The following is a 19,659-nucleotide window of genomic DNA, read 5'->3' on the forward strand; positions in this document are numbered from 1 at the left end:
CCTGATGTGCCTGGCTAAACGGTTGCTGCCGCGCAGCGGCAGATCGCCAGCAAGCTGGCTCCCACAGGGTACTGAAGTGCGCCGCGATCTCGTGGGAGCCAGCTTGCTGGCGATCTGGCGCGGGGCGCCAGCAAAATCCAGATCATCGGACTACTGCCTGCTGGCACAGCCCGCCAGTACAGTGTCTGTTCCCAAACCGCCCATTCGCTGAAACAATGCACGCCTTTTGATGAGCGGGCGAAGGAGGCAGCGAGTGCAGGTTCAGGGTCATTTCGAGCTTAAATTCGAAGCGGTGCGTGAAGCGTTTGCCGCGCTGTTCGATGATCCGCAGGAGCGGGGCGCGGCACTGTGCATTCAGGTTGGAGGCGAAACCGTCATCGATCTCTGGGCCGGCACGGCGGACAAGGACGGCACCGAAGCCTGGCACACAGACACAATCGCCAATCTGTTTTCCTGCACCAAACCGTTCGCTGCGGTCGCTGCGCTACAACTGGTCGATGAAGGCAAGCTGCATCTGGACGAGCCGGTCGCCAGACTTTGGCCTGAATTCGCTGCTGCCAACAAGGCTTCGATAACGCTGCGTCAGCTGCTTTGCCATCAGGCCGGTCTGCCGGCGTTGCGCGACATGCTGCCCGCCGAAGCGCTTTACGACTGGAACGCCATGACCGACGCCCTTGCCGCCGAGCAGCCCTGGTGGACACCCGGGCAGGGCCACGGGTATGCCGCGATCACTTATGGCTGGCTGGTGGGCGAGATGCTGCGCCGAGCCGATGGCCGTGGGCCGGGCGAGGCTATCGTAGCCCGTGTTGCGCGCCCGCTCGGGCTGGATTTCCACGTCGGCCTGGCCGATGACCAGTTCCATCGCGTTGCCCACATCGCGCGCGGCAAAGGCAATACCGGTGACGAAGCTGCTCAGCGCCTGTTGCAAGCGACCATGCGCGAGCCGACGTCGTTGACCGCACGTGCGTTTACCAATCCGCCTTCGATCATGACCAGCACCAACAAGCCGGAGTGGCGGCGCATGCAGCAACCTGCCGCCAATGGCCACGGCAATGCACGCAGCCTTGCCGGCTTCTACGCTGCTCTGCTGGACGGCAGCCTGCTGGAGGCAGAACTGCTCAACGAACTGACGCGAGAACACAGCCTCGGCCAAGACAAGACCCTGTTGACCTCCACGCGCTTCGGCCTGGGCTGCATGCTCGATCAGCCGACCGTGCCCAACGCGACCTATGGTCTGGGTTCCAAGGCATTCGGCCATCCAGGCGCTGGCGGGTCCGTCGGTTTTGCCGATCCGGATTACGAAGTGGCGTTCGGTTTCGTTACCAATACGCTGGGCCCTTATGTCCTGATGGATCCACGGGCGCAGACACTGGTCAGAACGCTGCTTGAGTGTTTGCAGTAAGTATTATCGGTAAGTACTTGTTTCATACCGACTGTCAGTTAATACGCTGTAACAGGAACCGTACGACGGTTTCCTTTTCCATCTGTATCTTCATGCGTGTTATACGGACGGGGCTTCGCGGACATAGCTTCGTCGGCGACGCTTCGTTCCCTTGTCCGAACAAACAGTTGTGGGTCATCCATGTCGTCCAATAAAAGCCTCATTCTAGCTCTGTGCCTGGCCGCTACCGGTTGCGCGCAAACCCCTCAATCCGATACAGCCGATACTGGCGGCCATTGGTGGCAGTTCGGCTCTGACAAGGTGGCCGACGGAGCTGTCAAGGCTCCGGCCGCCGCGCCTGAAAAGGCCCCGGCCCCGGTTGCCAAGGCTGAAACCCCGGCGCCGGACGCCAAGTCCGAGGGCGGCAGCCCTTGGTATTGGCCGTTCGGTTCCGACGACAAGGCTCAGGCCAGCCCGGATGCGGTTGCCGCCAAGGCAGCCGAAAAACCTGCGCCAGCGCCTGCCTTGATCGCCAAGTCCGAGACGGACAGCAAATGGTGGTGGCCATTCGGTTCCGACAAGAAGGAAGAGCCCAAGGCCGCGCCGATGCCGGACCCGAAAATCACCAAGGCCTGGCTGGACGAGTACGAGCCGCGCCTGCGCGCCGCGATCAAGGACAGCCCATTCGAGCTGGAGCGCCGCGAAGACCTGTTGGCCATCACCGCGCCGGTCGACAGTTCGTTCAACCCCGACCGCCCCGCGATGCTGCTGCCGGTGACACTCGGCCCGATTACCCGTCTTGCCAAGCTGGTCGAGAGCGACCAGAAAACCGCGGTTCTGGTACTCGGCCACGCCGACACCACCGGCGCTGCCGATGCCAACCAGAAGATCAGCCAGCAACGCGCGCAGTCCATCGCAGCGATTTTCCGTCTCAGTGGTCTTGAGCGTAATCGCCTCAGCCTGCGTGGCATGGGCGCGGTGATGCCGCGTGCCGCCAATGACAGCGCGCAGGGCCGCTCGCTCAACCGTCGGGTGGAAATCCTGATGACGCCGCAGGACACCATGGTCGCTCTCATGAGCCGATACGCCTTGCCGCCCGCGCCAACAATGGTAGCTACCGCGCAGGACGTGAAACCGGCCGTGCCAGCTGTTGCTCCAGCCAAAGCCGCGCCGGCCAAGAAGGAAGCGGCGAAGAAGGCTCCAGCCAAGAGCACCGCCAAAGCAAGCACTGCCAAAAAGGCGCCTGCCAAGGCCGCCGCAGCGAAAAAGCCAGCCGCGGCCAAGGCTCCGGCCAAGGCACCCGCGAAGAAAACCAGCGATCAAGCCAGCAACTGATCGAGCTGACCCGTTATCGCGAGCAGTCTTTGCTTGCTCGCGATAACGTTGCGCAGAACAATGTCGTTTTCACCCTGGACGGAGAAACGCCATGACTCAATCCCTGGCCGACATGCGCCGCGATTACACCCGCAACGGGCTGACTGAAGCGCAGGCGCCGGATGAGCCGTTCGCTCTCTTTCACACCTGGTTCGCCGAAGCGCGCGAAACCGAGCAGGCGCCGGTCGAAGCCAACGCAATGACTCTCGCGACCGTCGACGATCAGGGACGCCCGCATTGCCGGGTCCTGCTGCTCAAAGGCCTGGACAGCCAGGGTTTCACTTTCTTCACCAATTACGACAGCGCCAAAGGCCAGCAACTGGCCGCGCGTCCTTTCGCGGCCATGACTTTCTTCTGGCCCACCCTTGAACGTCAGGTGCGGATCGAAGGGCGAGTGGTGAAAGTCACCGCCGAGGAATCCGATGCATATTTCCAGGTTCGTCCGCTGGGCAGCCGTCTGGGAGCGTGGGCGTCGCCGCAAAGCCGCGTCATCGCCGACCGCGCGGAACTCGAAGGCCTGATCCAGCAAACAGAGCAACGCTTCCTCGATACCCAGCCGCATTGCCCGGAACACTGGGGCGGCTATCGGCTGCTGCCCGAGCGCATCGAGTTCTGGCAAGGTCGGTCCAGTCGGCTGCACGACCGTTTGAACTACCGTCTGGCGGATGGCGATTGGGTACGTGAGCGTCTGGCACCCTGATTGAATTATTGGCCCGCCGTGTCGTCTTAGACGTTACGCGGGCAGTCGCTGTATGACGCCTGAATGAACTCAAATTGCTGGTACAGGGGCCGTGACAGTACCGATGCCGGGACCGTTTAATGGCCCATGTTCCCTCTGGAGATACCCGCTATGCGCAAGTCTGCTTTTCTGGTCGCCTCGTTCACTGCCATGGCGCTGACGTTGGGCGGCTGTACTTCCAACCTTACTGGCGACTCTTACTCCCGCGATGAAGCCCGGACCGTGCAAACCGTCCGACTGGGCACGGTCGAGTCGCTGCGTCCGGTCAAGATCGAAGGAACCAAGACGCCAATCGGCGCGGGCGCCGGTGCGGTGGTCGGCGGCGTGGGCGGCAGCGCCATCGGCGGCGGTCGCGGCAGCGTGGTCGCGGCGGTGATCGGTGCGGTGGCAGGCGGTCTGCTGGGTTCGGCAACCGAAGAAGGTTTTACCCGTACGCAAGGCGTCGAAATTACTGTTCGTGAAGACGACGGCAGTATGCGTGCCTACGTGCAGCAGGTTCAGGAAAACGAGGTTTTCCGGGTCGGCGAACGCGTACGGATCATGACGGTCAACGGCACCAGCCGCGTTACGCACTGATCGTTTCCGGCGGCATGAGAACCCCGAGCCTGTGCTCGGGGTTTTTATTGGGCGTCGTTCAGAGCTGCCGACTCCGGGTAACACGGCAAGCGAGCGTCATTACCGCGTAACCGATCACGGCTGAAAGGATGGAGCCGGTCAGAATGCCCATGCGGTCCACGCCCGCGTAATCGCTGACGCCTGGCGCGAACGCCAGGGAGCCAACGAAAAGGCTCATGGTGAATCCGATACCGCACAATACCGAAACCCCGAGGACATGACCCCAGTTGGCCTGATGAGGAAGTGCCGCGAGCCTCAACCTGACCGCCAGCCAGGTCAGCCCGAAGACGCCCAGTGTCTTGCCGATCAGCAGGCCGGCCGCAATGCCAAGCGGGACGGGATGGCTGAAGCTGTCCAGTGTGACGCCGACCAGCGAGACTCCGGCATTGGCGAAGGCAAACAGCGGCAGAACGCCGTAGGCCACCCATGGGTGCAGGGAGTGTTCGAGAGTGAGTAACGGCGAGCGTTTCACATTGCGTGCGTGCAGCGGGATGCAGAACGCGAGTATCACACCGGCCAGCGTGGCGTGGACGCCACTCTTGAGAACACACACCCAGAGCACCAGCCCGACCAGCAGATAAGGCGCGAGCCGGGCGACACCCAGTCTGTTCATGGCAAGCAGGACGATGATGGCGACGCCCGCCAGCGTCAGGGAAATGGTCGAAAGCTCGCCCGAGTACACCAGTGCGATCACGAGGATTGCGCCCAGGTCATCAATGATCGCAAGCGTCATCAGGAACAGCTTGAGCGACACCGGCACCCGTTTCCCCAGCAAGGCCAGCACGCCCAGCGCAAACGCAATGTCGGTGGCCATCGGGATCGCCCAGCCGCCCAGCGCGGCAGAGTCGTCTCGGTTCAGCGCGATATAGATCAAGGCCGGAACGACCATACCGCCCATTGCAGCGGCGCTGGGCAGTATGACCTGTGACAGCCTGGAGAGATGTCCTTCGATGACCTCGCGTTTCACTTCGAGGCCGATGACCAGAAAGAACAGCGCCATCAGGCCATCGTTTATCCATAGCAGCAGTGGCTTGGCGATCTTCAGGGCACCGACCTGTGCAACGACCGGTGTTTCAAGAAAGGCATTGTACAGACCGGACAGCGGCGAGTTGTTGGTCAGCAGTGCCAGCGCGGCAGCGGCGATGAGCAGCAGACCGCCCGCCGCCTCAAGCTGGAAAAATCTAATGATGGTGTGTCGCATGAGGGCGGGTAATCTCCAGGTGATCGGCCGAGGAAGTCTACCGACTGTGCGCATTTATTAGCCGTAACTGTGCCTGTTTTACATGTAGGCAATTTCCTAAAATTCGGTGCCTTCATCCAGGTCTGCAACTTCCGACGCTCCTGAAGCCAAAGAGAAACCAATAATGACTGACAACCGCCCCTGGGCACTGGAAGCCGTACGTATCATTGAAGCGGACTTCCAGCGCAGCGCCGACACGCACCTGATTCCGTTGCCGCTGCCCGGCCTGCCCGGCGTGGAGTTGTACTTTAAGGATGAGTCCAGCCATCCGACCGGCAGCCTCAAACATCGTCTGGCGCGCTCGCTGTTCCTGTACGCGTTGTGCAACGGCTGGCTGAAAGCGGGAGCTCCGGTGATCGAAGCATCCAGCGGGTCAACGGCAATCTCCGAAGCGTACTTCGCCCGGCTGCTGGGGCTGCCGTTCGTGGCAGTGATGCCGGCCAGCACCTCGAAAGCCAAGATTGAACAGATCGCCTTTTATGGCGGCCAGAGTCATCTGGTGGAGGACCCGACCCTGATTTACGCCGAGTCGGAACGTCTTGCACGGGAAAGCGGCGGGCACTTCATGGATCAATTCACCTACGCCGAGCGCGCCACCGACTGGCGGGCCAACAACAATATCGCCGAGTCGATCTTCCAGCAGTTGCGGTTCGAGAAGCACCCGGAACCGAGCTGGCTGATCTCAAGCCCTGGCACCGGCGGCACTACCGCCACGCTTGGTCGCTACGTGCGCTATCGCCAGCATCGCACCCGTGTGTTGTGTGCCGATGCGCAGCAGTCAGTGTTCTTCGATTACTACCGCAGCGGCGATGCCAGTCTGCGTCTGGACTGCGGCTCGCGGATTGAAGGGATCGGGCGCCCGCGTGTCGAAGCGTCGTTCCTGCCGCAGGTCATCGACGCGATGGTCAAAGTGCCCGACGCGCTTTCGCTGGCGGCCATGCATTATCTGGCTCGGCGGCTGGGGCGCCGGGTCGGCGGATCGAGTGGCACCAATCTGGTCGGAGCTCTGCTGGCGGCGCGGCAGATGGTCCGGAGAGGAGAGAGTGGTTCGATCGTCGCCATCCTGTGCGACGGCGGCGAGCGCTATGCCAATACCTATTACGACGAAGACTGGCTGCAGTCACAGGGGTTCGCGCTGGAACCTTTAATCGAGCAGATTGCAGCCTGCGCGGAGAAAGGCGAAGCCTTGCCCGAAAGCGTGCTTCGCGAACGGATTTGATAGTGTCGATTGTGCTGGATTGACGGGGCCTGGGCTGCCTTTTCGCGAACAAGTCCGCTCCAATGGAATCCGCCGCAGCCTCGTGGGAGCGGACTTGTCCGCGAAGAGGCAGGTACAGCCGCAGCTGTTGTGTCGTCTGTTGTTATGTCCTCGCCAGCAAGCTCCCACAGTGTGGGAACTGGCACATCTATATGTAGGAGGGAGTTCGCTCACGACAGCGGGGTCAAGGCTGGTGGAGGCGCGGCGATTGTGACGGCCTCTTCGCCAGCAAGCTGGCTCCCACGCCCTTCGGGCAGAATCACAAGCGGCTTTGCGAGCACCCTAAGCTTCTGCCCGGAGGGCGTAGGACTGGCCGGGCGGCGCTCCGCTTGCCTGCGATCTGGCGCGAAGCGGCAGCAAATCGGGCGACCTTGTTTTTTCAGGTACGCCGCTTGAACCATCTTGCTGCCGGTTCCCGGCAGATCGCGGACAAGCGGATCGCCGCCCGGCCACCCCCACGCCCTTCGGGCAGAATCACAAGCGGCTTTGCGAGCACCCTGAGCTTCTGCCAGAGGGCGTTAGAGGGCTGCCCCTCAAACCTAGAATCTCCCACCGGGTGTAGCCTGGTGGGAAGGGCCTGTATGACTCAGCTGATGCCAAGCATGTCCCGCGCCAGCGCTTCGGCGATGCGGATGCCGTCAACGCCCGCCGAGAGAATACCGCCGGCATAACCCGCGCCTTCACCCGCCGGGTACAAACCTTTGGTGTTGAGACTTTGCATGTCCGGGCCGCGGGTGATGCGCAGCGGCGCGGAGGTGCGGGTTTCAATACCGGTCAGCACCGCGTCGTGCAGCGAGAAGCCTCTGATCTGTTTGTCGAACGCAGGCAAGGCTTCGCGAATCGCCTCGATGGCGTAAGCGGGCAGGGCGTCGGCCAGGTCAACCAGTTTCACGCCCGGCTTGTAGGATGGCTCGACACTGCCCAGCGCCGTCGACGCCTTGCCAGCGATGAAGTCGCCGACCAGTTGCGCCGGGGCCTCGTAGGTGCCGCCGCCCATGACAAAGGCGTGCGCCTCCAGGCGTTCCTGCAGCTCGATGCCGGCCAGCGGGCTGCCCGGATAATCCTGCTCCGGCGTAATGCCGACCACGATCCCGGAATTTGCGTTACGTTCGTTACGCGAATACTGGCTCATTCCGTTGGTGACCACGCGGTTGGGTTCGGAAGTCGCCGCCACCACCGTGCCGCCCGGACACATGCAGAAGCTGTAGACCGAACGACCGTTGCTGGCGTGATGCACCAGTTTGTAGTCCGCCGCGCCCAGTTTCGGGTGACCGGCATATTTGCCCAGTCGTGCACGGTCGATCAGTGATTGCGGGTGTTCGATACGGAAGCCCACCGAGAACGGCTTGGCCTCCATGAACACACCGCGGCCATGCAGCATTCGGAATGTGTCACGGGCGCTGTGACCCAGCGCCATGATCACGTGCCGGGAATCGATGCGCTCGCCGCTGTCCAGAACCACACCCTGCAGCTGGCCGTCTTCGATCATCAGATCGGTGACGCGCTGCTGGAAACGCACTTCGCCGCCCAGCGCCTCGATCTGCTGGCGCATGTTTTCCACCACGCCCGTCAGGCGGAAGGTGCCGATATGCGGCTTGCTGACGTAGAGAATTTCTTCCGGCGCACCGGCCTTGACGAACTCGTGCAGCACCTTGCGCCCGTGAAACAGCGGGTCCTTGATCTGGCTGTAGAGTTTGCCGTCCGAAAATGTGCCGGCACCGCCTTCACCGAACTGCACGTTGGACTCGGGGTTGAGCACGCTCTTGCGCCACAGGCCCCAGGTGTCTTTGGTGCGCTGGCGTACTTCCTTGCCGCGTTCGAGAATGATCGGCTTGAAGCCCATCTGCGCCAGCAGCAGCCCGGCGAAGATGCCGCACGGGCCGAAGCCGACCACCACCGGGCGCTCGCTCAGCCCTTCGGGAGCATGACCCACCACTTTGTAGCTGACATCCGGCGCGGGGCCGATGTTGCGGTCGTCGGCAAACTTGCGCAGCAGGGCCGCTTCGCCGCGAACCTCGAAGTCCAGGGTGTAGATGAAGCACAGCTCCGAAGACTTCTTGCGCGCGTCGTAACTGCGCTTGAACGGGGTGAAGCCCAGCAGGTCGCCGCTGTCGATGCCCAGCCGCAGCAGTAATGCGGCGCGCAGTTCCTCGTCCGGATGATCGATCGGCAGCTTGAGTTCGGTGATTCGTAACATTGAAGGGTCCAGTATTCGGGCCGCAGGTTCAGCCCGACAGCACTACAAACCGGCGATTATAAGCTGTGAACCCCTCGGGCGGCGAGGCCGGGTGCGCAGTGGCGCCCGGCGGTCACCGAAATGGCATTGCGAACGTCGATCAATCGTCCCGCGAACCGCCGTAATAACCGCAGCCACGCTGGCTTTGACCGTTGATACGCAGTTCGGCGCTCAGGTGTTGTACCGAACCGTTGACGCTGTCCACGCAACGCTGCGGCGCAACCCACAGCTCGATGCGCTGGTTGTCGGCTTCGGTACTGATACTGAAACGTCCATCGGGCATCTGCTCTTCGACATAGGGCAGCGCCAACGGCGGCTGACCGTCACGCTCGATCACCATGCCTTTGCCGCTGACGTTGACGTTCCAGGCCGGCGCGTTGCCGTTCACGTGCAGGGTAAGGCGCTTGAAGTTAAGGTCGTCGCAGGCCTGGGCCGGGCGCTCCACGCGGTACAGCTGATGCAGGTCGAGCTGACCGTCGCTGTTGGCCGCCTTGCTCGCGGCGAAGGTGCCGCGCAAATCCGCGAATACCTTACCTTGGGCGTCCGCGAGACTGGTGGCTTCCTGCAGAATGCCCGTGTTACCGCGATCCTTGACCACGTAGCGCCGCTGCTCGTTGCACGGCTGGAACAGCAACTGCCCGCCGGCACCGGTGAGGTTGCCCTGCATGCGCAGCATGCCCGCCGTGGACACCTTGGGCGTATCGGTGGCGGTGGCGGAATCCAGCAACTGGCAGCCGGCGAACAGGGGCAGAAGAGCGAATACAAAGGCGCATCGAGCAGCGGACATGAGCGGGTCTCCAGACAAGTGCCGCCACGTTACGCAGACTGCCGTCGCATCACAAGACCCGATAGGTCCGCCCGGTGTGCAGCCCTTCGACGCTCCGGGCGTAGGCCAGCGCAACGTCTGCCGCCGGAACCGGCTTGGAGCCACGGAAGTAGGGGGCGTATTTATCCATCGCTTCAGCCAGCACGTTGGCACTGACCGAATTGACGCGCATGCCCCGGGGCAATTCGATCGCCGCAGCCCGCACGAAAGCGTCAATGGCGCCGTTCACCAGGCTGGCCGATACGCCCGAGCGGATCGGTTCTTCGCTGAGGATCCCGGAGGTCAGGGTAAAAGAAGCGCCGTCGTTGGCGTATTGCTGGCCGATCAGTACCAGGTTCACCTGGCCCATGAGTTTGTCCTGCAAGCCCAGGGTCAGGTCATCTTCGCTCATGTTGGCGAGCGGCACGAAATTCACGTTGCCTGCTGCGCACACCAGAGCATCGAAGCTTCCTGCCCGTTCGAACATTGCGCGGATCGAAGCGCTGTCGCTGATATCGACGTGCTGGTCGCCACTGGCGCGTCCCATGCGCACGATGTCATGGCGGGATTCGAGCTCCCGTGCCACGGCCGACCCTACGGTGCCGCCAGCACCAATCAAGAGAATTCTCATTGCATCGCTCCACAGTGGGCAAGTTGAGCGCTGAGTCTAGTAAGCTGCCGATGGTGCGATAAAGGTGGCAATGGGAAACCTTTGGTTCTGAAAAGGAAACAGTAGGTGAGCGAGATTGAAGACCTGGCCGCGTTCGCGGTGCTGATCGAAGCGGGCAGTTTCACGGCTGGGGCGGCGCGCCTGGGTTGCAGCAAAGGCCGTTTGTCCAAGCGTATTTCAGCGCTGGAGAAAATCTACTCGGCTCAACTGCTGCACCGCACCACCCGCAGCCTGAGTCTGACGTCGGCTGGCGCGGCGTTGCTGCCACAGGCGCGGCTACTGCTGGTGCATGCGCAGCGGGCGCGGAGTATCGTGGCGTCGATGCGCGATGAGATGGTCGGCCAGATCCGCATCACAGTGCCGGTGTCACTGGGCGAGGCTTTCTGCGATGGGCTGCTGACCGGGTTTGCCGATCGTTACCCGCAAGTGCGAGTCGAGCTGGATCTGGAGAACGCCATGCGCGACCTGCGTCGCGAGGGGTTTGACCTGGCAATCCGTGGCCGGGTCGACACTGATGAGCGGCTGGTGGCCAAGCCACTGCTGGTGATGCAGGAGGTGACCTGCGCCAGCCCGGCCTACCTGGAACGGCACGGGTTGCCGCTTGGCCCTGCCGAACTGGCCGGGCACCGCTGCCTGCTCAACAGCCGTTCCAGCGAGCGCAACCAGTGGCTCTATCACCGGGGCCATGAGCTGACCCGCGTCGAGGTCGACGGCCCGTTCGCCAGCAACCATTACCACCTGCTGAAAAAGGCCGCATTGGCGGCAGCCGGCACCGCCCGCTTGCCGTCCTATATGGTGCACGACGAAATTGGTGACGGCCGCTTGAGTTGGTTGTTGCAGGATTACCGAACGAGCACTTCGCCGTTGTTTCTGGTGCATCCTTACGAAGGCGAAGTGCCCCGGCGGGTGCAGATGCTTGCGGATTATTTGATGGAGTGGTTCCAGAGAACCACACCGTTCAGGTAGGCGACAAAGGTCTTCAGCACTCTCTGATGAGCGGGCGGCCCCCACAGCGAGGGCGCAGGCGACGCAGAACGCGACGCCGAAAGCAGAGAACCATGCTCATAAAAAACCCCAGACGGTGGACTGGTGCCCAACATCTGGGGCGCAGCTCATCGTCCCTACAGATCAACCGCCGAGGTAAGCGTCCCGCACTTTCGGGTCGACCAGCAGTTCTTCGCCGGTGCCCTGCATCACCACCCGGCCGTTTTCCAGCACATAGGCCCGGTCGGCGATCTTCAGGGCCTGGTTGGCGTTCTGCTCGACCAGGAACACGGTCACGCCGTCACGCCGCAGCTGTTCAACGATCTCGAAGATCTGCTGGATGATGATCGGCGCGAGCCCCAGGGACGGTTCGTCCAGCAACAGCAGTTTGGGCTTGCTCATCAGCGCGCGACCGATGGCGAGCATTTGCTGCTCGCCGCCGGACATGGTGCCGCCGCGCTGGCTGAAACGCTCCTTGAGGCGTGGAAACAGTTCCAGGACCTTGTCCATCTGCTCCTGATAATCGCTCTTGTCGGTGAAGAACCCGCCCATTGCCAGATTCTCCTCGACCGTCAGGCGGGCGAACACGCGACGGCCTTCCGGCACGACCGCGATGCTCTTGCGCATGATCACCGAAGATTCCAGACCAACCAGTTCTTCGCCCATGTAACGGATGCTGCCGCTGTGGGCGCGGGGCGAGCCGCACAGCGTCATGAGCAGTGTGGATTTGCCCGCGCCGTTGGCGCCGATCAGGGTCACGATCTCACCCTGGCGCACGTCGACGTTGACGCTGTGCAGTGCCTGGATCTTGCCGTAGAAGGTAGAAACGTTTTCAAACTGCAGCATTTACGCTTCCCCCAGGTAGGCTTTGATGACCTCGGGGTTGTCGCGAATCTGCTCCGGGGTACCGTCGGCCAGGGGCGTGCCCTGATTGATCACCACGATGTGGTCGGAAATGCTCATTACCAGTTTCATGTCGTGCTCGATCAGCAGCACCGTGGCGTTGTGCTCGTTGCGCAGCACACCGATCAGTGCCTTGAGGTCATCGGTTTCCCGTGGGTTCAGGCCTGCGGCAGGCTCGTCGAGCATCAGGATGCGTGGGCGAGTCATCATGCAGCGGGCAATTTCCAGGCGGCGCTGCTGACCGTAGGCCAAAGTGCCAGCCGGGCGGTTGGCGAACTCCTTGAGGTTCACCGCTTCGAGCCAGTGGGCTGCGTACTCCATCGCCTCGCGTTCGCTGCGGCGAAACGCCGGGGTCTTGAGCAGGCCGGCCAGAAAGTTGGTGTTCAGGTGACGGTGCTGAGCGACCAGCAGGTTCTCGACCGCCGTCATCTCCTTGAACAGACGTACGTTCTGGAACGTGCGCACCACGCCCTTGCGAGCGATCTGGTGCCCGGCCAGGCCCTGGATTTCCTCGCCGTCCAGCACGATGGTGCCGCCGGTCGGCTTGTAGAAGCCTGTCAGGCAGTTGAACACCGTGGTCTTGCCGGCGCCGTTAGGCCCGATCATCGAAACGACCTGTTTCTCGTTGACCGTCAGGGCGACGCCGTTGACGGCCAGCAGACCGCCAAAGCGCATGCTCAGGCCGGTGGCTTGCAGAAGTGGGCGGCTCATTTGCGCAACTCCATGTGAGGGCGTTGCATCGGCAGGAAACCTTGAGGACGCCAGATCATCATCAGCACCATCAAGGCGCCGAACATCAACATGCGGTAGTCGCTGAATTCACGCATCAGCTCGGGCAGCAGGATCATCACGATCGCCGCGAGAATCACACCCAATTGCGAGCCCATGCCGCCAAGCACGACGATGGCGAGGATGATCGCCGATTCGATGAACGTGAACGACTCGGGAGTCACCAGCCCCTGGCGCGCGGCGAAGAAGCTGCCGGCGAAACCGGCAAAGGCGGCGCCCAGCGTAAACGCCGAGAGCTTGATCACGGTGGGGTTCAGACCCAGTGCGCGGCAGGCGATCTCATCCTCACGCAGCGCTTCCCACGCGCGGCCGATCGGCATGCGCAGCAGGCGATTAATCACGAACAACGCCAAAAGCGCCAGGAGCAAGGCGATCAGGTACAGGTAGATCACTTTGCTGACAGGGCTGTAGTCCAGGCCGAAGTACTGGTGGAACGTCTGCGCACCTTCAGCCGCACGCCGCTCGAAGCTCAGGCCGAAGAAGGTCGGCTTTTCGATGTTGCTGATGCCGTTCGGGCCGCCCGTGATCTCGGTCAGGTTACGCAGGAAGATCCGGATGATCTCGCCAAAGCCAAGGGTCACGATTGCCAGGTAGTCACCCCGCAGACGCAACACCGGGAAGCCCAGCAGGAAACCGAACAGTGCGGCCAGCAGGCCGGCCAGCGGCAGGCATTCCCAGAAGCTGAGGCCGAAATAGTGCGACAACAGCGCGTAGCCGTAGGCGCCGACGGCGTAAAAGCCGACGTAGCCCAGGTCGAGCAGCCCGGCCAGGCCGACCACGATGTTCAGGCCCAGGCCCAGCATCACGTAGATCAGGATCAGGGTCGCGATGTCCACAGCGCCGCGGGAGCCGAAGAACGGCCAGACGAAAGCCAGCACGATAAGCGCCGCCAGACCCCAGGCCTGGGTTTTCGGGCGGGTCAGGAAGTCGCTGGTTTTTTGCGAGACCAGCGGTTTGCCGGATTCACGACGCATGCCGCCGATCTGCTCGGCGAACAGCACCCGCAGGAACATCAGCACCGAACAGACAGCGATGATCAGCAGCGTAGTAGTGCTGGCGTTCTGCACTTGCAGGGTCACACCGGAAAACGCCAGTTTCAGGCCCAGTACCGGGTAGGCCACAGCCCACACCAGCGCGGCGCTGAACAGCGCCTGTTTGAGAGACTTGCTCATACTTTTTCAACCTCCGGACGGCCCAGAATGCCGGTCGGCCGGAACAGCAGGACCAGGACCAGCAGACCGAAGGCCACCACGTCCTTGTACTGATCACCAAAAATGTCGGCACCGAAGGCTTCGGCGACGCCTAGCACCAGACCGCCGAGCATCGCGCCCGGAATCGAACCGATGCCGCCCAGTACCGCTGCGGTAAAGGCTTTCAAGCCCACCAGGAAGCCGGCGCTGGGGTTGATCACGCCGTATTGCATGCTCAGCAGCATCGCCGCAACGGCTGCCAGTGCTGCACCGACGACGAAGGTCAGGGCGATGATGGTGTTTGTGTTGATGCCCAGCAGGTTGGCCATCTTCATGTCTTCGGCGCAGGCGCGGCATGCGCGGCCCATCCGCGAGCGAGAAATGAACAGCGTCAGGCCGGTCATTGCCAGCAGGGTGACCACGAACACCACAATCTGCATGTAGGAAATCAGAACTTCCTGCGAACCCCCTGGCCCGAACGACAGGCTGCCGGGCAGCAGGTTAGGGATGGCGAAGTTGCCGGACCCCTGGGAAAGCTGAACCGCGTTCTGCAGGAAGATCGACATGCCGATCGCGGAAATCAGTGGAATCAGACGATTGCTGTTGCGCAACGGACGGTAGGCGACTCGTTCGATGCTGTACCCATAGGCACTGGTCACGATGATCGACGCGGCGAAACCGGCAATCATCAACAGCGGCAGGCTGTGGATGCCCATCATGGCCAGACCGGCCAGGGCCATGAAAGCGACATAGGAACCGATCATGTACACCTCGCCGTGGGCGAAGTTGATCATTCCGATGATGCCGTACACCATCGTGTAGCCGATGGCGATCAATGCATACGTACTGCCAATGGTCAGGCCATTGACCAGTTGTTGCATGTAGTGGAAAAACTCGGGCATTTACCGCGCTCCTAAAAACCTGATCTGCATTTCTCTGGCCTGCGCCGGGTCGCATTCTGTCGATGCGTTTCCAGTGATGCCGCCAGCGAACCGCTGGTAACGGTTTTAAGATTTTCAGGGGGCCGCGCGTCCGGATCACGGAGCGGGGCCATCATTCGTAAAACAAAGCCCACTGCTGGTGCAGTGGGCTTCGATGGTCAACCGGTGCAGCTTACTTGGCGGCTTCGGTCTTCGGCTTGCCGAAGTGCCACTCGTAGACCACGAACTGGAAGTTCTTCAGATCGCCTTTCTCGTCGTAGCTCAGCTCGCCCATTGGAGTCTTGAAGGTGCCGGCGTGGATGGCGGCTGCCACTTTGTCGGTGTCTTCGGACTTGGCGGCAGCGATGCCGTCGGCAACGACCTGAACGGCCGAGTAGGCTGGGTACACGAACGGGCCGCTTGGGTCCTGATTCTTGTCCTTGAAGGCTTTGGTCAGTGCCTGGTTGGCCGGGTCCTGGTCGAAGGATTTGGGCAGGGTTACCAGCAGGCCTTCGGAAGCGTCGCCGGCGATCTGCGAGATGGAGTCGTTGCCGACGCCTTCCGGGCCCATGAAGCGGGCCTTGAGGCCTTTTTCCTTGGACTGGCGCAGGATCTGGCCCAGCTCTGGGTGGTAGCCGCCGTAGTAGACGAAGTCGACGTTGGCTTGCTTGAGCTTGGCGATCAGCGAGGAGAAGTCCTTGTCGCCAGGGTTGATGCCTTCGAACATGGCAACCTTGACGCCTTTGCTTTCCAGAGTGGTCTTGACGGCCGAAGCGATGCCTTCACCGTACTGCTGCTTGTCGTGAACGACCGCGACAATCTTCGGCTTGGCGACGTCGGCGATGTAATTGCCGGCGGCAGGGCCCTGGGCGCTGTCAAGGCCGATGGTGCGGAACACCAGCTTGTAACCGCGGTTGGTGATGTCCGGGCTGGTGGCAGCCGGGGTCACCATGATGATGCCTTCGTCTTCATAGACGTCAGAAGCGGGTTGCGCGGAGCTGGAGCACAGGTGACCGATAACGTACTTCACACCGTCGTTGACCACTTTGTTGGCCACTGCAACGGCCTGCTTGGGCTCGCAGACGTCATCGTATTCGACCGCTTCGAGCTTCTTGCCGTCGACGCCGCCCTTGGCGTTGATCTGCTCGATGGCCATCTTGGCGCCGTTGAACTGCATGGTGCCGTATTCGGCGACCGGGCCTGTCTTGGGGCCGGCGATGCCGATCTTGATGGTGTCAGCTGCAAACGAATGGCTGGCAACCCCGGCCATAACCAATGCGGCAAACAGCTTTGAAAGCGTCTTGGTACCCTTAGTCATGATGCTCCACTCTTGCTTTGTCGTTTTTATAATCCTGATGGCCAAGGCTCCAGGACCGGTTCGTCACCGGTCTCTCCCCGCCTTGCCAACTGTACCGGAACAGTTTAGAGCGCCGGTTGCTGGCTTGAATAGCTGGCTGCGAGAGAGTTCGCCGATGCGTGTCGCGTAATCGAAAGAAACTTACAGAATCCGTCCGGCGGGGTGTTGGCGAACCCGACGTCCGGCTGGCTTCGTTTCCTGCAATCAATCATTTGCTCCGGGTTTGTCCAGAACGGCGGCAGCGCTATCATTGCGCCGATTTTCTTTCTGGTGAAACCCATGACGCAAGAACCTAGCACCCTCTATGCCAAACTGCTTGGCGAAACCGCTTCGATCACCTGGAAAGAATTGCAACCATTCTTTGCCAGGGGTGCCCTGTTGTGGGTCGAGACGTCTCTGGATCTGATCGAAGTTGCCGAGGCAGTAGCTGAAAACGAGGCTTCCAAGGTGTCCGCGTGGCTGGCCAGCGGGCAGGTCGCCAAAGTCTCCGAGACCCGTGCCATGGACCTTGTCGAACGAGATCCGACGCTATGGGCGGTAGTAGTGGCACCTTGGGTGCTGGTCCAGGACAGGGCATCTGCCTGAGTGATGCACCATCCTGGTGCCATGCTGAGCGCCAAAATGGGTGGGACAGTAACCCTGCGGCTGGACAAGTAGCGAAAGGCTACAGTCCACCGCGGGTTCCCGCCATTCATTGGCGATCAGTAATCCGTCCTGCCGGTGTGCTGATTAAGTGAAATGACCCGGGTCTTGCCGATCCGGTGCCGGTAGATTTCCCGCAAGTATTTGATGGCTTTCTTTACGCTGTCGCGGGAGATGCGGATGTCGTTGATCGAGACGAACCTGGATTTGTCGTCGATCAGCTCCCGGTATTTCTTCTCGTACATCGGCTTGATCGCGTACCAGTTGGTATCGAGGATTTTTGCCGGGTTCTCGTATTCGTTCAGCAGGTCATCGATGGTGTCTTCGTCGAATTGCTCGCTCATGATGAAATCGATGATCGAGTTATCCAGCGTCTCGTCGAAGCGGAACGCGTTTTTGGCAAAGCAGCGTTTGATGAACGCCACGATCAGCGTCAGAAAATCGTCCGACAGGCAGGGGCTTTTGGCGATCAGGGTGGTCAGCGACAGGTTGGCCGACGCGCCGATCACCAACGCGTAGCGTTTGAGCGTGGTGTTTGGGAACAGGCTGTTGAGGTGTGTCTTGAGCCTGTTCAGGTCCATGTACGACAGCTTGTAGTCCTTCGGCAGCGAGACGATGGACACCACCGACGAACAATTCTTGAAGAAGTGCAGGTCGTGCAGCGCGGCGGCGTCATAGCCAGAGGTCTTGTACTGATCGAGCGCCGCGCGGTAACGGCGGGACTCGATGGGCAGCAGGCTGATGCCCTCAATCGCCTGGGTCATCTTGTTGAAGTGCGGCAGGTCGATGGAGCGGAAGAACAGGTCGTCGATGTTCAGGCGCGGCGCTTCCTTCTCGAACACCTTGAACTTGTCCGAACCAGGCGCGGGCGTTTCCGTCACCACCGATTCGGCGTAGGCAATCGCCACGGGGCCGGCCAGACTCATGAAAAGATCGTTGGCATCCAGACGAATGGTTTCGCCGATGTCGATGCCGGCGCGTCGGAAGTAGTTCTGATCGTAGTCGGTGGTTACCGCCTGGGCCGTCAGAATGTTGAATATCTGCTGCGAGATGTACTGGTTGGCATGACGCTCCATCGCATTGACGTCGATGTTGTCGATATTGCCGTCATCGCTCTCTTCGGCGTAGCGCATGATGTCGTTGGAGATCAGCATCATGGCGTTCCATGGGCGAATGCGGCCCATGACGCTGGCTTCGCTGCTGTCTTCATTCTCGAAGTTGTACGAAAAATCCCATTCCTCAGCCAGATACTTGCAAAGCAGCCGTCCGGCGTTGATGTGCAGGGCCTCGGACATTTCGCTGCGATGATCGGAAATATTCGGCAGCACGCAAATGCCGCTGGTGAAGATCGGCTCGAAGACGAATGAGCGGCCGCGCTTGCTGTCGTTCTCGGGGATCGGCCGGGTGTCGAACGTCTTGTTCATGTACGAGTACTGCTGGGCCAGACCGAACTCCGAAGCCATGCCCGAACCGGTACCGCCACCAGCGCTGAAGATATAGAAGTACAGGCGCGACTGGTTGGCCTTGATGCCGCAGGAGTCGATCAGATAAGAGTGGATCAGTTTCCAGTCGGGGCTGGAGAAATGGTTGGTGTCCTTGTTCAGGATGATCTTGGCCAGATACTGACCCAGGATCGGGGCGTTGCCCGCACCACCGGCATGGACTTCCGACAGGTCCATGATCTTCATCTTGCTGTAGTCGTTGATGAAGCCGTTCTTCTCGCCCTTGCGAGAAAACCGGATGCGACCTGCGATGTCCTTGTCGAGGTCGCCGAGCATCACCAAGGGTTCGACCAGGAACACCGGCTTGCTGGCCTTGCTCTGCACCAGACGCAGGTTATTACGGATCCACCGCGCCGGGCTGTAGCTCTTGTCGCTCGCCAGGCGGTCCTCGTTATTGAACTGATTGAGATAGAACTTGCGCGCGTTATAGACCAGCTCAGCCACATCCAGCGCGATGTTCGAGCCGCAGCGCCCAAGCCCGATCAGGCACACCGACGGAAACTGCTGGTCCCGGCGGATAGCGTTTTCTTCGAGGTGCGGCGAGGGCGGGAACACCATGTCGCGCAAGCCGTCGAGATTGTCGAGGATTCGGTCGGTGTCGGTTTCCGTGTAGTACATGTACTGCTGGGCGGGCGAAGCGGGGCTGCGATAGGTTCGGCTGCTGGCCGGTGGCTGGTCGATGGAGGAGGTTTGGACGGAATCGGTTGCCACATCGACAGTGCTGATTGTTTTGGTCATCGTGCGCCATTGCCTGAAGGACGGCTGTTCGATGTGCCCATCGCGCCATCACGGAAATAAAAATGACGGCTCGTGGCGCGCCATTAGCAGTAGCGATCAGGTACATCCCCGTGAAAGCCAGGGAGTTCCCGTGCTCTTTGCAGTGGATCGGCAAGTTGCCATCATTCTTTAATCCGACCAGCGGCTGCGTCTGCTGCGTAGGTTCTGGCGGCCAGGAAACAGCTTTGCGCGCCTCGGCAAGTGATGCTCTTTGCTTTGCTATAGAACCCTGATCAATTCCAAAGGATGGTTGGTGATTCCGGTTACGAATGTTTAC

Annotated in this window: 17 protein-coding genes; 7 read left to right on the forward strand and 10 right to left on the reverse strand. The window is 61.2% G+C overall.

The window, feature by feature from the left end; genetic code table 11:
• The first annotated feature begins 253 nt into the window (after positions 1-253).
• From J3P77_RS05525 to J3P77_RS05540, 4 genes are all read left to right on the forward strand, one after another.
• Positions 254-1,402, forward strand: coding sequence for a serine hydrolase domain-containing protein (locus J3P77_RS05525; protein ID WP_434680171.1), 1,149 nt, complete (start codon positions 254-256; stop codon positions 1,400-1,402).
• Between the two features lie 180 nt (positions 1,403-1,582).
• The gene (locus tag J3P77_RS05530) at positions 1,583-2,716 is read left to right on the forward strand and encodes an OmpA family protein (protein WP_434680172.1); all 1,134 of its coding nucleotides are present in this window, start codon (positions 1,583-1,585) and stop codon (positions 2,714-2,716) included.
• Between the two features lie 91 nt (positions 2,717-2,807).
• Positions 2,808-3,455, forward strand: a complete 648-nt coding sequence (pdxH, locus tag J3P77_RS05535) for a pyridoxamine 5'-phosphate oxidase (RefSeq protein ID WP_434680174.1) — start codon at positions 2,808-2,810, stop codon at positions 3,453-3,455.
• Positions 3,456-3,605: 150 nt separating this feature from the next.
• A complete protein-coding gene (locus J3P77_RS05540) occupies positions 3,606-4,070 on the forward strand; it encodes a glycine zipper 2TM domain-containing protein (protein WP_434680175.1) in 465 nt (154 codons plus the stop codon).
• A gap of 58 nt (positions 4,071-4,128) precedes the next feature.
• Here J3P77_RS05540 and nhaA read toward each other — a convergent pair whose 3' ends face one another.
• Entirely contained in the window at positions 4,129-5,310 is a 1,182-nt protein-coding gene (nhaA, locus tag J3P77_RS05545; protein WP_434680177.1) for a Na+/H+ antiporter NhaA, read from the reverse strand.
• 163 nt (positions 5,311-5,473) lie between these two features.
• Between nhaA and J3P77_RS05550 the strand changes: the two genes are divergently transcribed.
• Complete coding sequence (locus J3P77_RS05550) at positions 5,474-6,568, forward strand: PLP-dependent cysteine synthase family protein (protein ID WP_434680178.1); 1,095 nt, start codon at positions 5,474-5,476, stop codon at positions 6,566-6,568.
• A gap of 625 nt (positions 6,569-7,193) precedes the next feature.
• Here the strand turns inward: J3P77_RS05550 and J3P77_RS05555 are convergent.
• The 3 genes from J3P77_RS05555 to J3P77_RS05565 all read right to left on the reverse strand — a co-directional run bounded on the left by J3P77_RS05555 (position 7,194) and on the right by J3P77_RS05565 (position 10,279).
• Positions 7,194-8,804 (reverse strand): NAD(P)/FAD-dependent oxidoreductase, encoded by a 1,611-nt coding sequence (locus J3P77_RS05555; RefSeq protein ID WP_434680180.1) that lies wholly within the window; start codon positions 8,802-8,804, stop codon positions 7,194-7,196.
• A gap of 139 nt (positions 8,805-8,943) precedes the next feature.
• Positions 8,944-9,630, reverse strand: a complete 687-nt coding sequence (locus tag J3P77_RS05560; protein WP_434680182.1) for a COG3650 family protein — start codon at positions 9,628-9,630, stop codon at positions 8,944-8,946.
• A gap of 49 nt (positions 9,631-9,679) precedes the next feature.
• Positions 9,680-10,279 (reverse strand): short chain dehydrogenase, encoded by a 600-nt coding sequence (locus J3P77_RS05565; protein ID WP_434680183.1) that lies wholly within the window; start codon positions 10,277-10,279, stop codon positions 9,680-9,682.
• A 105-nt stretch (positions 10,280-10,384) separates the two neighbouring features.
• On the opposite strand from J3P77_RS05565, the gene J3P77_RS05570 reads away from it, so the two are divergent.
• Positions 10,385-11,284: a LysR substrate-binding domain-containing protein gene (locus J3P77_RS05570; RefSeq protein ID WP_434680185.1), complete on the forward strand. Its 900-nt coding sequence runs from the start codon at positions 10,385-10,387 to the stop codon at positions 11,282-11,284.
• 162 nt (positions 11,285-11,446) lie between these two features.
• Here the strand turns inward: J3P77_RS05570 and J3P77_RS05575 are convergent, their stop codons facing one another.
• From J3P77_RS05575 to J3P77_RS05595, 5 genes are all read right to left on the reverse strand, one after another.
• Positions 11,447-12,148, reverse strand: a complete 702-nt coding sequence (locus J3P77_RS05575; RefSeq protein WP_434680187.1) for an ABC transporter ATP-binding protein — start codon at positions 12,146-12,148, stop codon at positions 11,447-11,449.
• Positions 12,149-12,916, reverse strand: a complete 768-nt coding sequence (gene livG, locus J3P77_RS05580; RefSeq protein WP_434680188.1) for a high-affinity branched-chain amino acid ABC transporter ATP-binding protein LivG — start codon at positions 12,914-12,916, stop codon at positions 12,149-12,151. It lies immediately after the preceding gene.
• Positions 12,913-14,166 (reverse strand): high-affinity branched-chain amino acid ABC transporter permease LivM, encoded by a 1,254-nt coding sequence (locus tag J3P77_RS05585; RefSeq protein ID WP_434680190.1) that lies wholly within the window; start codon positions 14,164-14,166, stop codon positions 12,913-12,915. Before J3P77_RS05585 ends, livG begins: the two co-directional genes overlap by 4 nt.
• On the reverse strand, positions 14,163-15,086 hold the full coding sequence (gene livH / locus J3P77_RS05590; RefSeq protein ID WP_434680192.1) for a high-affinity branched-chain amino acid ABC transporter permease LivH: 924 nt from the start codon (positions 15,084-15,086) through the stop codon (positions 14,163-14,165). The genes J3P77_RS05585 and livH overlap by 4 nt, the downstream gene beginning before the upstream one ends.
• A 211-nt stretch (positions 15,087-15,297) precedes the next feature.
• Complete coding sequence (locus tag J3P77_RS05595) at positions 15,298-16,422, reverse strand: branched-chain amino acid ABC transporter substrate-binding protein (protein WP_434680194.1); 1,125 nt, start codon at positions 16,420-16,422, stop codon at positions 15,298-15,300.
• Positions 16,423-16,740: 318 nt separating this feature from the next.
• Between J3P77_RS05595 and J3P77_RS05600 the strand changes: the two genes are divergently transcribed.
• Entirely contained in the window at positions 16,741-17,046 is a 306-nt protein-coding gene (locus tag J3P77_RS05600) for a DUF2288 domain-containing protein (RefSeq protein ID WP_434680195.1), read from the forward strand.
• Positions 17,047-17,162: 116 nt separating this feature from the next.
• Here J3P77_RS05600 and J3P77_RS05605 read toward each other — a convergent pair whose 3' ends face one another.
• On the reverse strand, positions 17,163-19,223 hold the full coding sequence (locus J3P77_RS05605; protein WP_434681901.1) for a hypothetical protein: 2,061 nt from the start codon (positions 19,221-19,223) through the stop codon (positions 17,163-17,165).
• Positions 19,224-19,659: the final 436 nt, after the last annotated feature.

Origin of the sequence: Pseudomonas sp. R1-18, assembly GCF_051132095.1 — a bacterium.
Classification (GTDB): domain Bacteria; phylum Pseudomonadota; class Gammaproteobacteria; order Pseudomonadales; family Pseudomonadaceae; genus Aquipseudomonas.

Excerpts from the sequence above, each read along its gene's own strand:
- J3P77_RS05530 (WP_434680172.1), top strand. The coding sequence starts at position 1,583 with ATGTCGTCCAATAAAAGCCTCATTCTAGCTCTGTGCCTGGCCGCTACC.
- pdxH (WP_434680174.1), top strand. The coding sequence starts at position 2,808 with ATGACTCAATCCCTGGCCGACATGCGCCGCGATTACACCCGCAACGGG.
- J3P77_RS05540 (WP_434680175.1), top strand. The coding sequence starts at position 3,606 with ATGCGCAAGTCTGCTTTTCTGGTCGCCTCGTTCACTGCCATGGCGCTG.
- nhaA (WP_434680177.1), bottom strand. The coding sequence starts at position 5,310 with ATGCGACACACCATCATTAGATTTTTCCAGCTTGAGGCGGCGGGCGGT.
- J3P77_RS05550 (WP_434680178.1), top strand. The coding sequence starts at position 5,474 with ATGACTGACAACCGCCCCTGGGCACTGGAAGCCGTACGTATCATTGAA.
- J3P77_RS05555 (WP_434680180.1), bottom strand. The coding sequence starts at position 8,804 with ATGTTACGAATCACCGAACTCAAGCTGCCGATCGATCATCCGGACGAG.
- J3P77_RS05560 (WP_434680182.1), bottom strand. The coding sequence starts at position 9,630 with ATGTCCGCTGCTCGATGCGCCTTTGTATTCGCTCTTCTGCCCCTGTTC.
- J3P77_RS05565 (WP_434680183.1), bottom strand. The coding sequence starts at position 10,279 with ATGAGAATTCTCTTGATTGGTGCTGGCGGCACCGTAGGGTCGGCCGTG.
- J3P77_RS05575 (WP_434680187.1), bottom strand. The coding sequence starts at position 12,148 with ATGCTGCAGTTTGAAAACGTTTCTACCTTCTACGGCAAGATCCAGGCA.
- livG (WP_434680188.1), bottom strand. The coding sequence starts at position 12,916 with ATGAGCCGCCCACTTCTGCAAGCCACCGGCCTGAGCATGCGCTTTGGC.
- J3P77_RS05585 (WP_434680190.1), bottom strand. The coding sequence starts at position 14,166 with ATGAGCAAGTCTCTCAAACAGGCGCTGTTCAGCGCCGCGCTGGTGTGG.
- livH (WP_434680192.1), bottom strand. The coding sequence starts at position 15,086 with ATGCCCGAGTTTTTCCACTACATGCAACAACTGGTCAATGGCCTGACC.
- J3P77_RS05595 (WP_434680194.1), bottom strand. The coding sequence starts at position 16,422 with ATGACTAAGGGTACCAAGACGCTTTCAAAGCTGTTTGCCGCATTGGTT.
- J3P77_RS05600 (WP_434680195.1), top strand. The coding sequence starts at position 16,741 with ATGACGCAAGAACCTAGCACCCTCTATGCCAAACTGCTTGGCGAAACC.
- J3P77_RS05605 (WP_434681901.1), bottom strand. The coding sequence starts at position 19,223 with ATGTACTACACGGAAACCGACACCGACCGAATCCTCGACAATCTCGAC.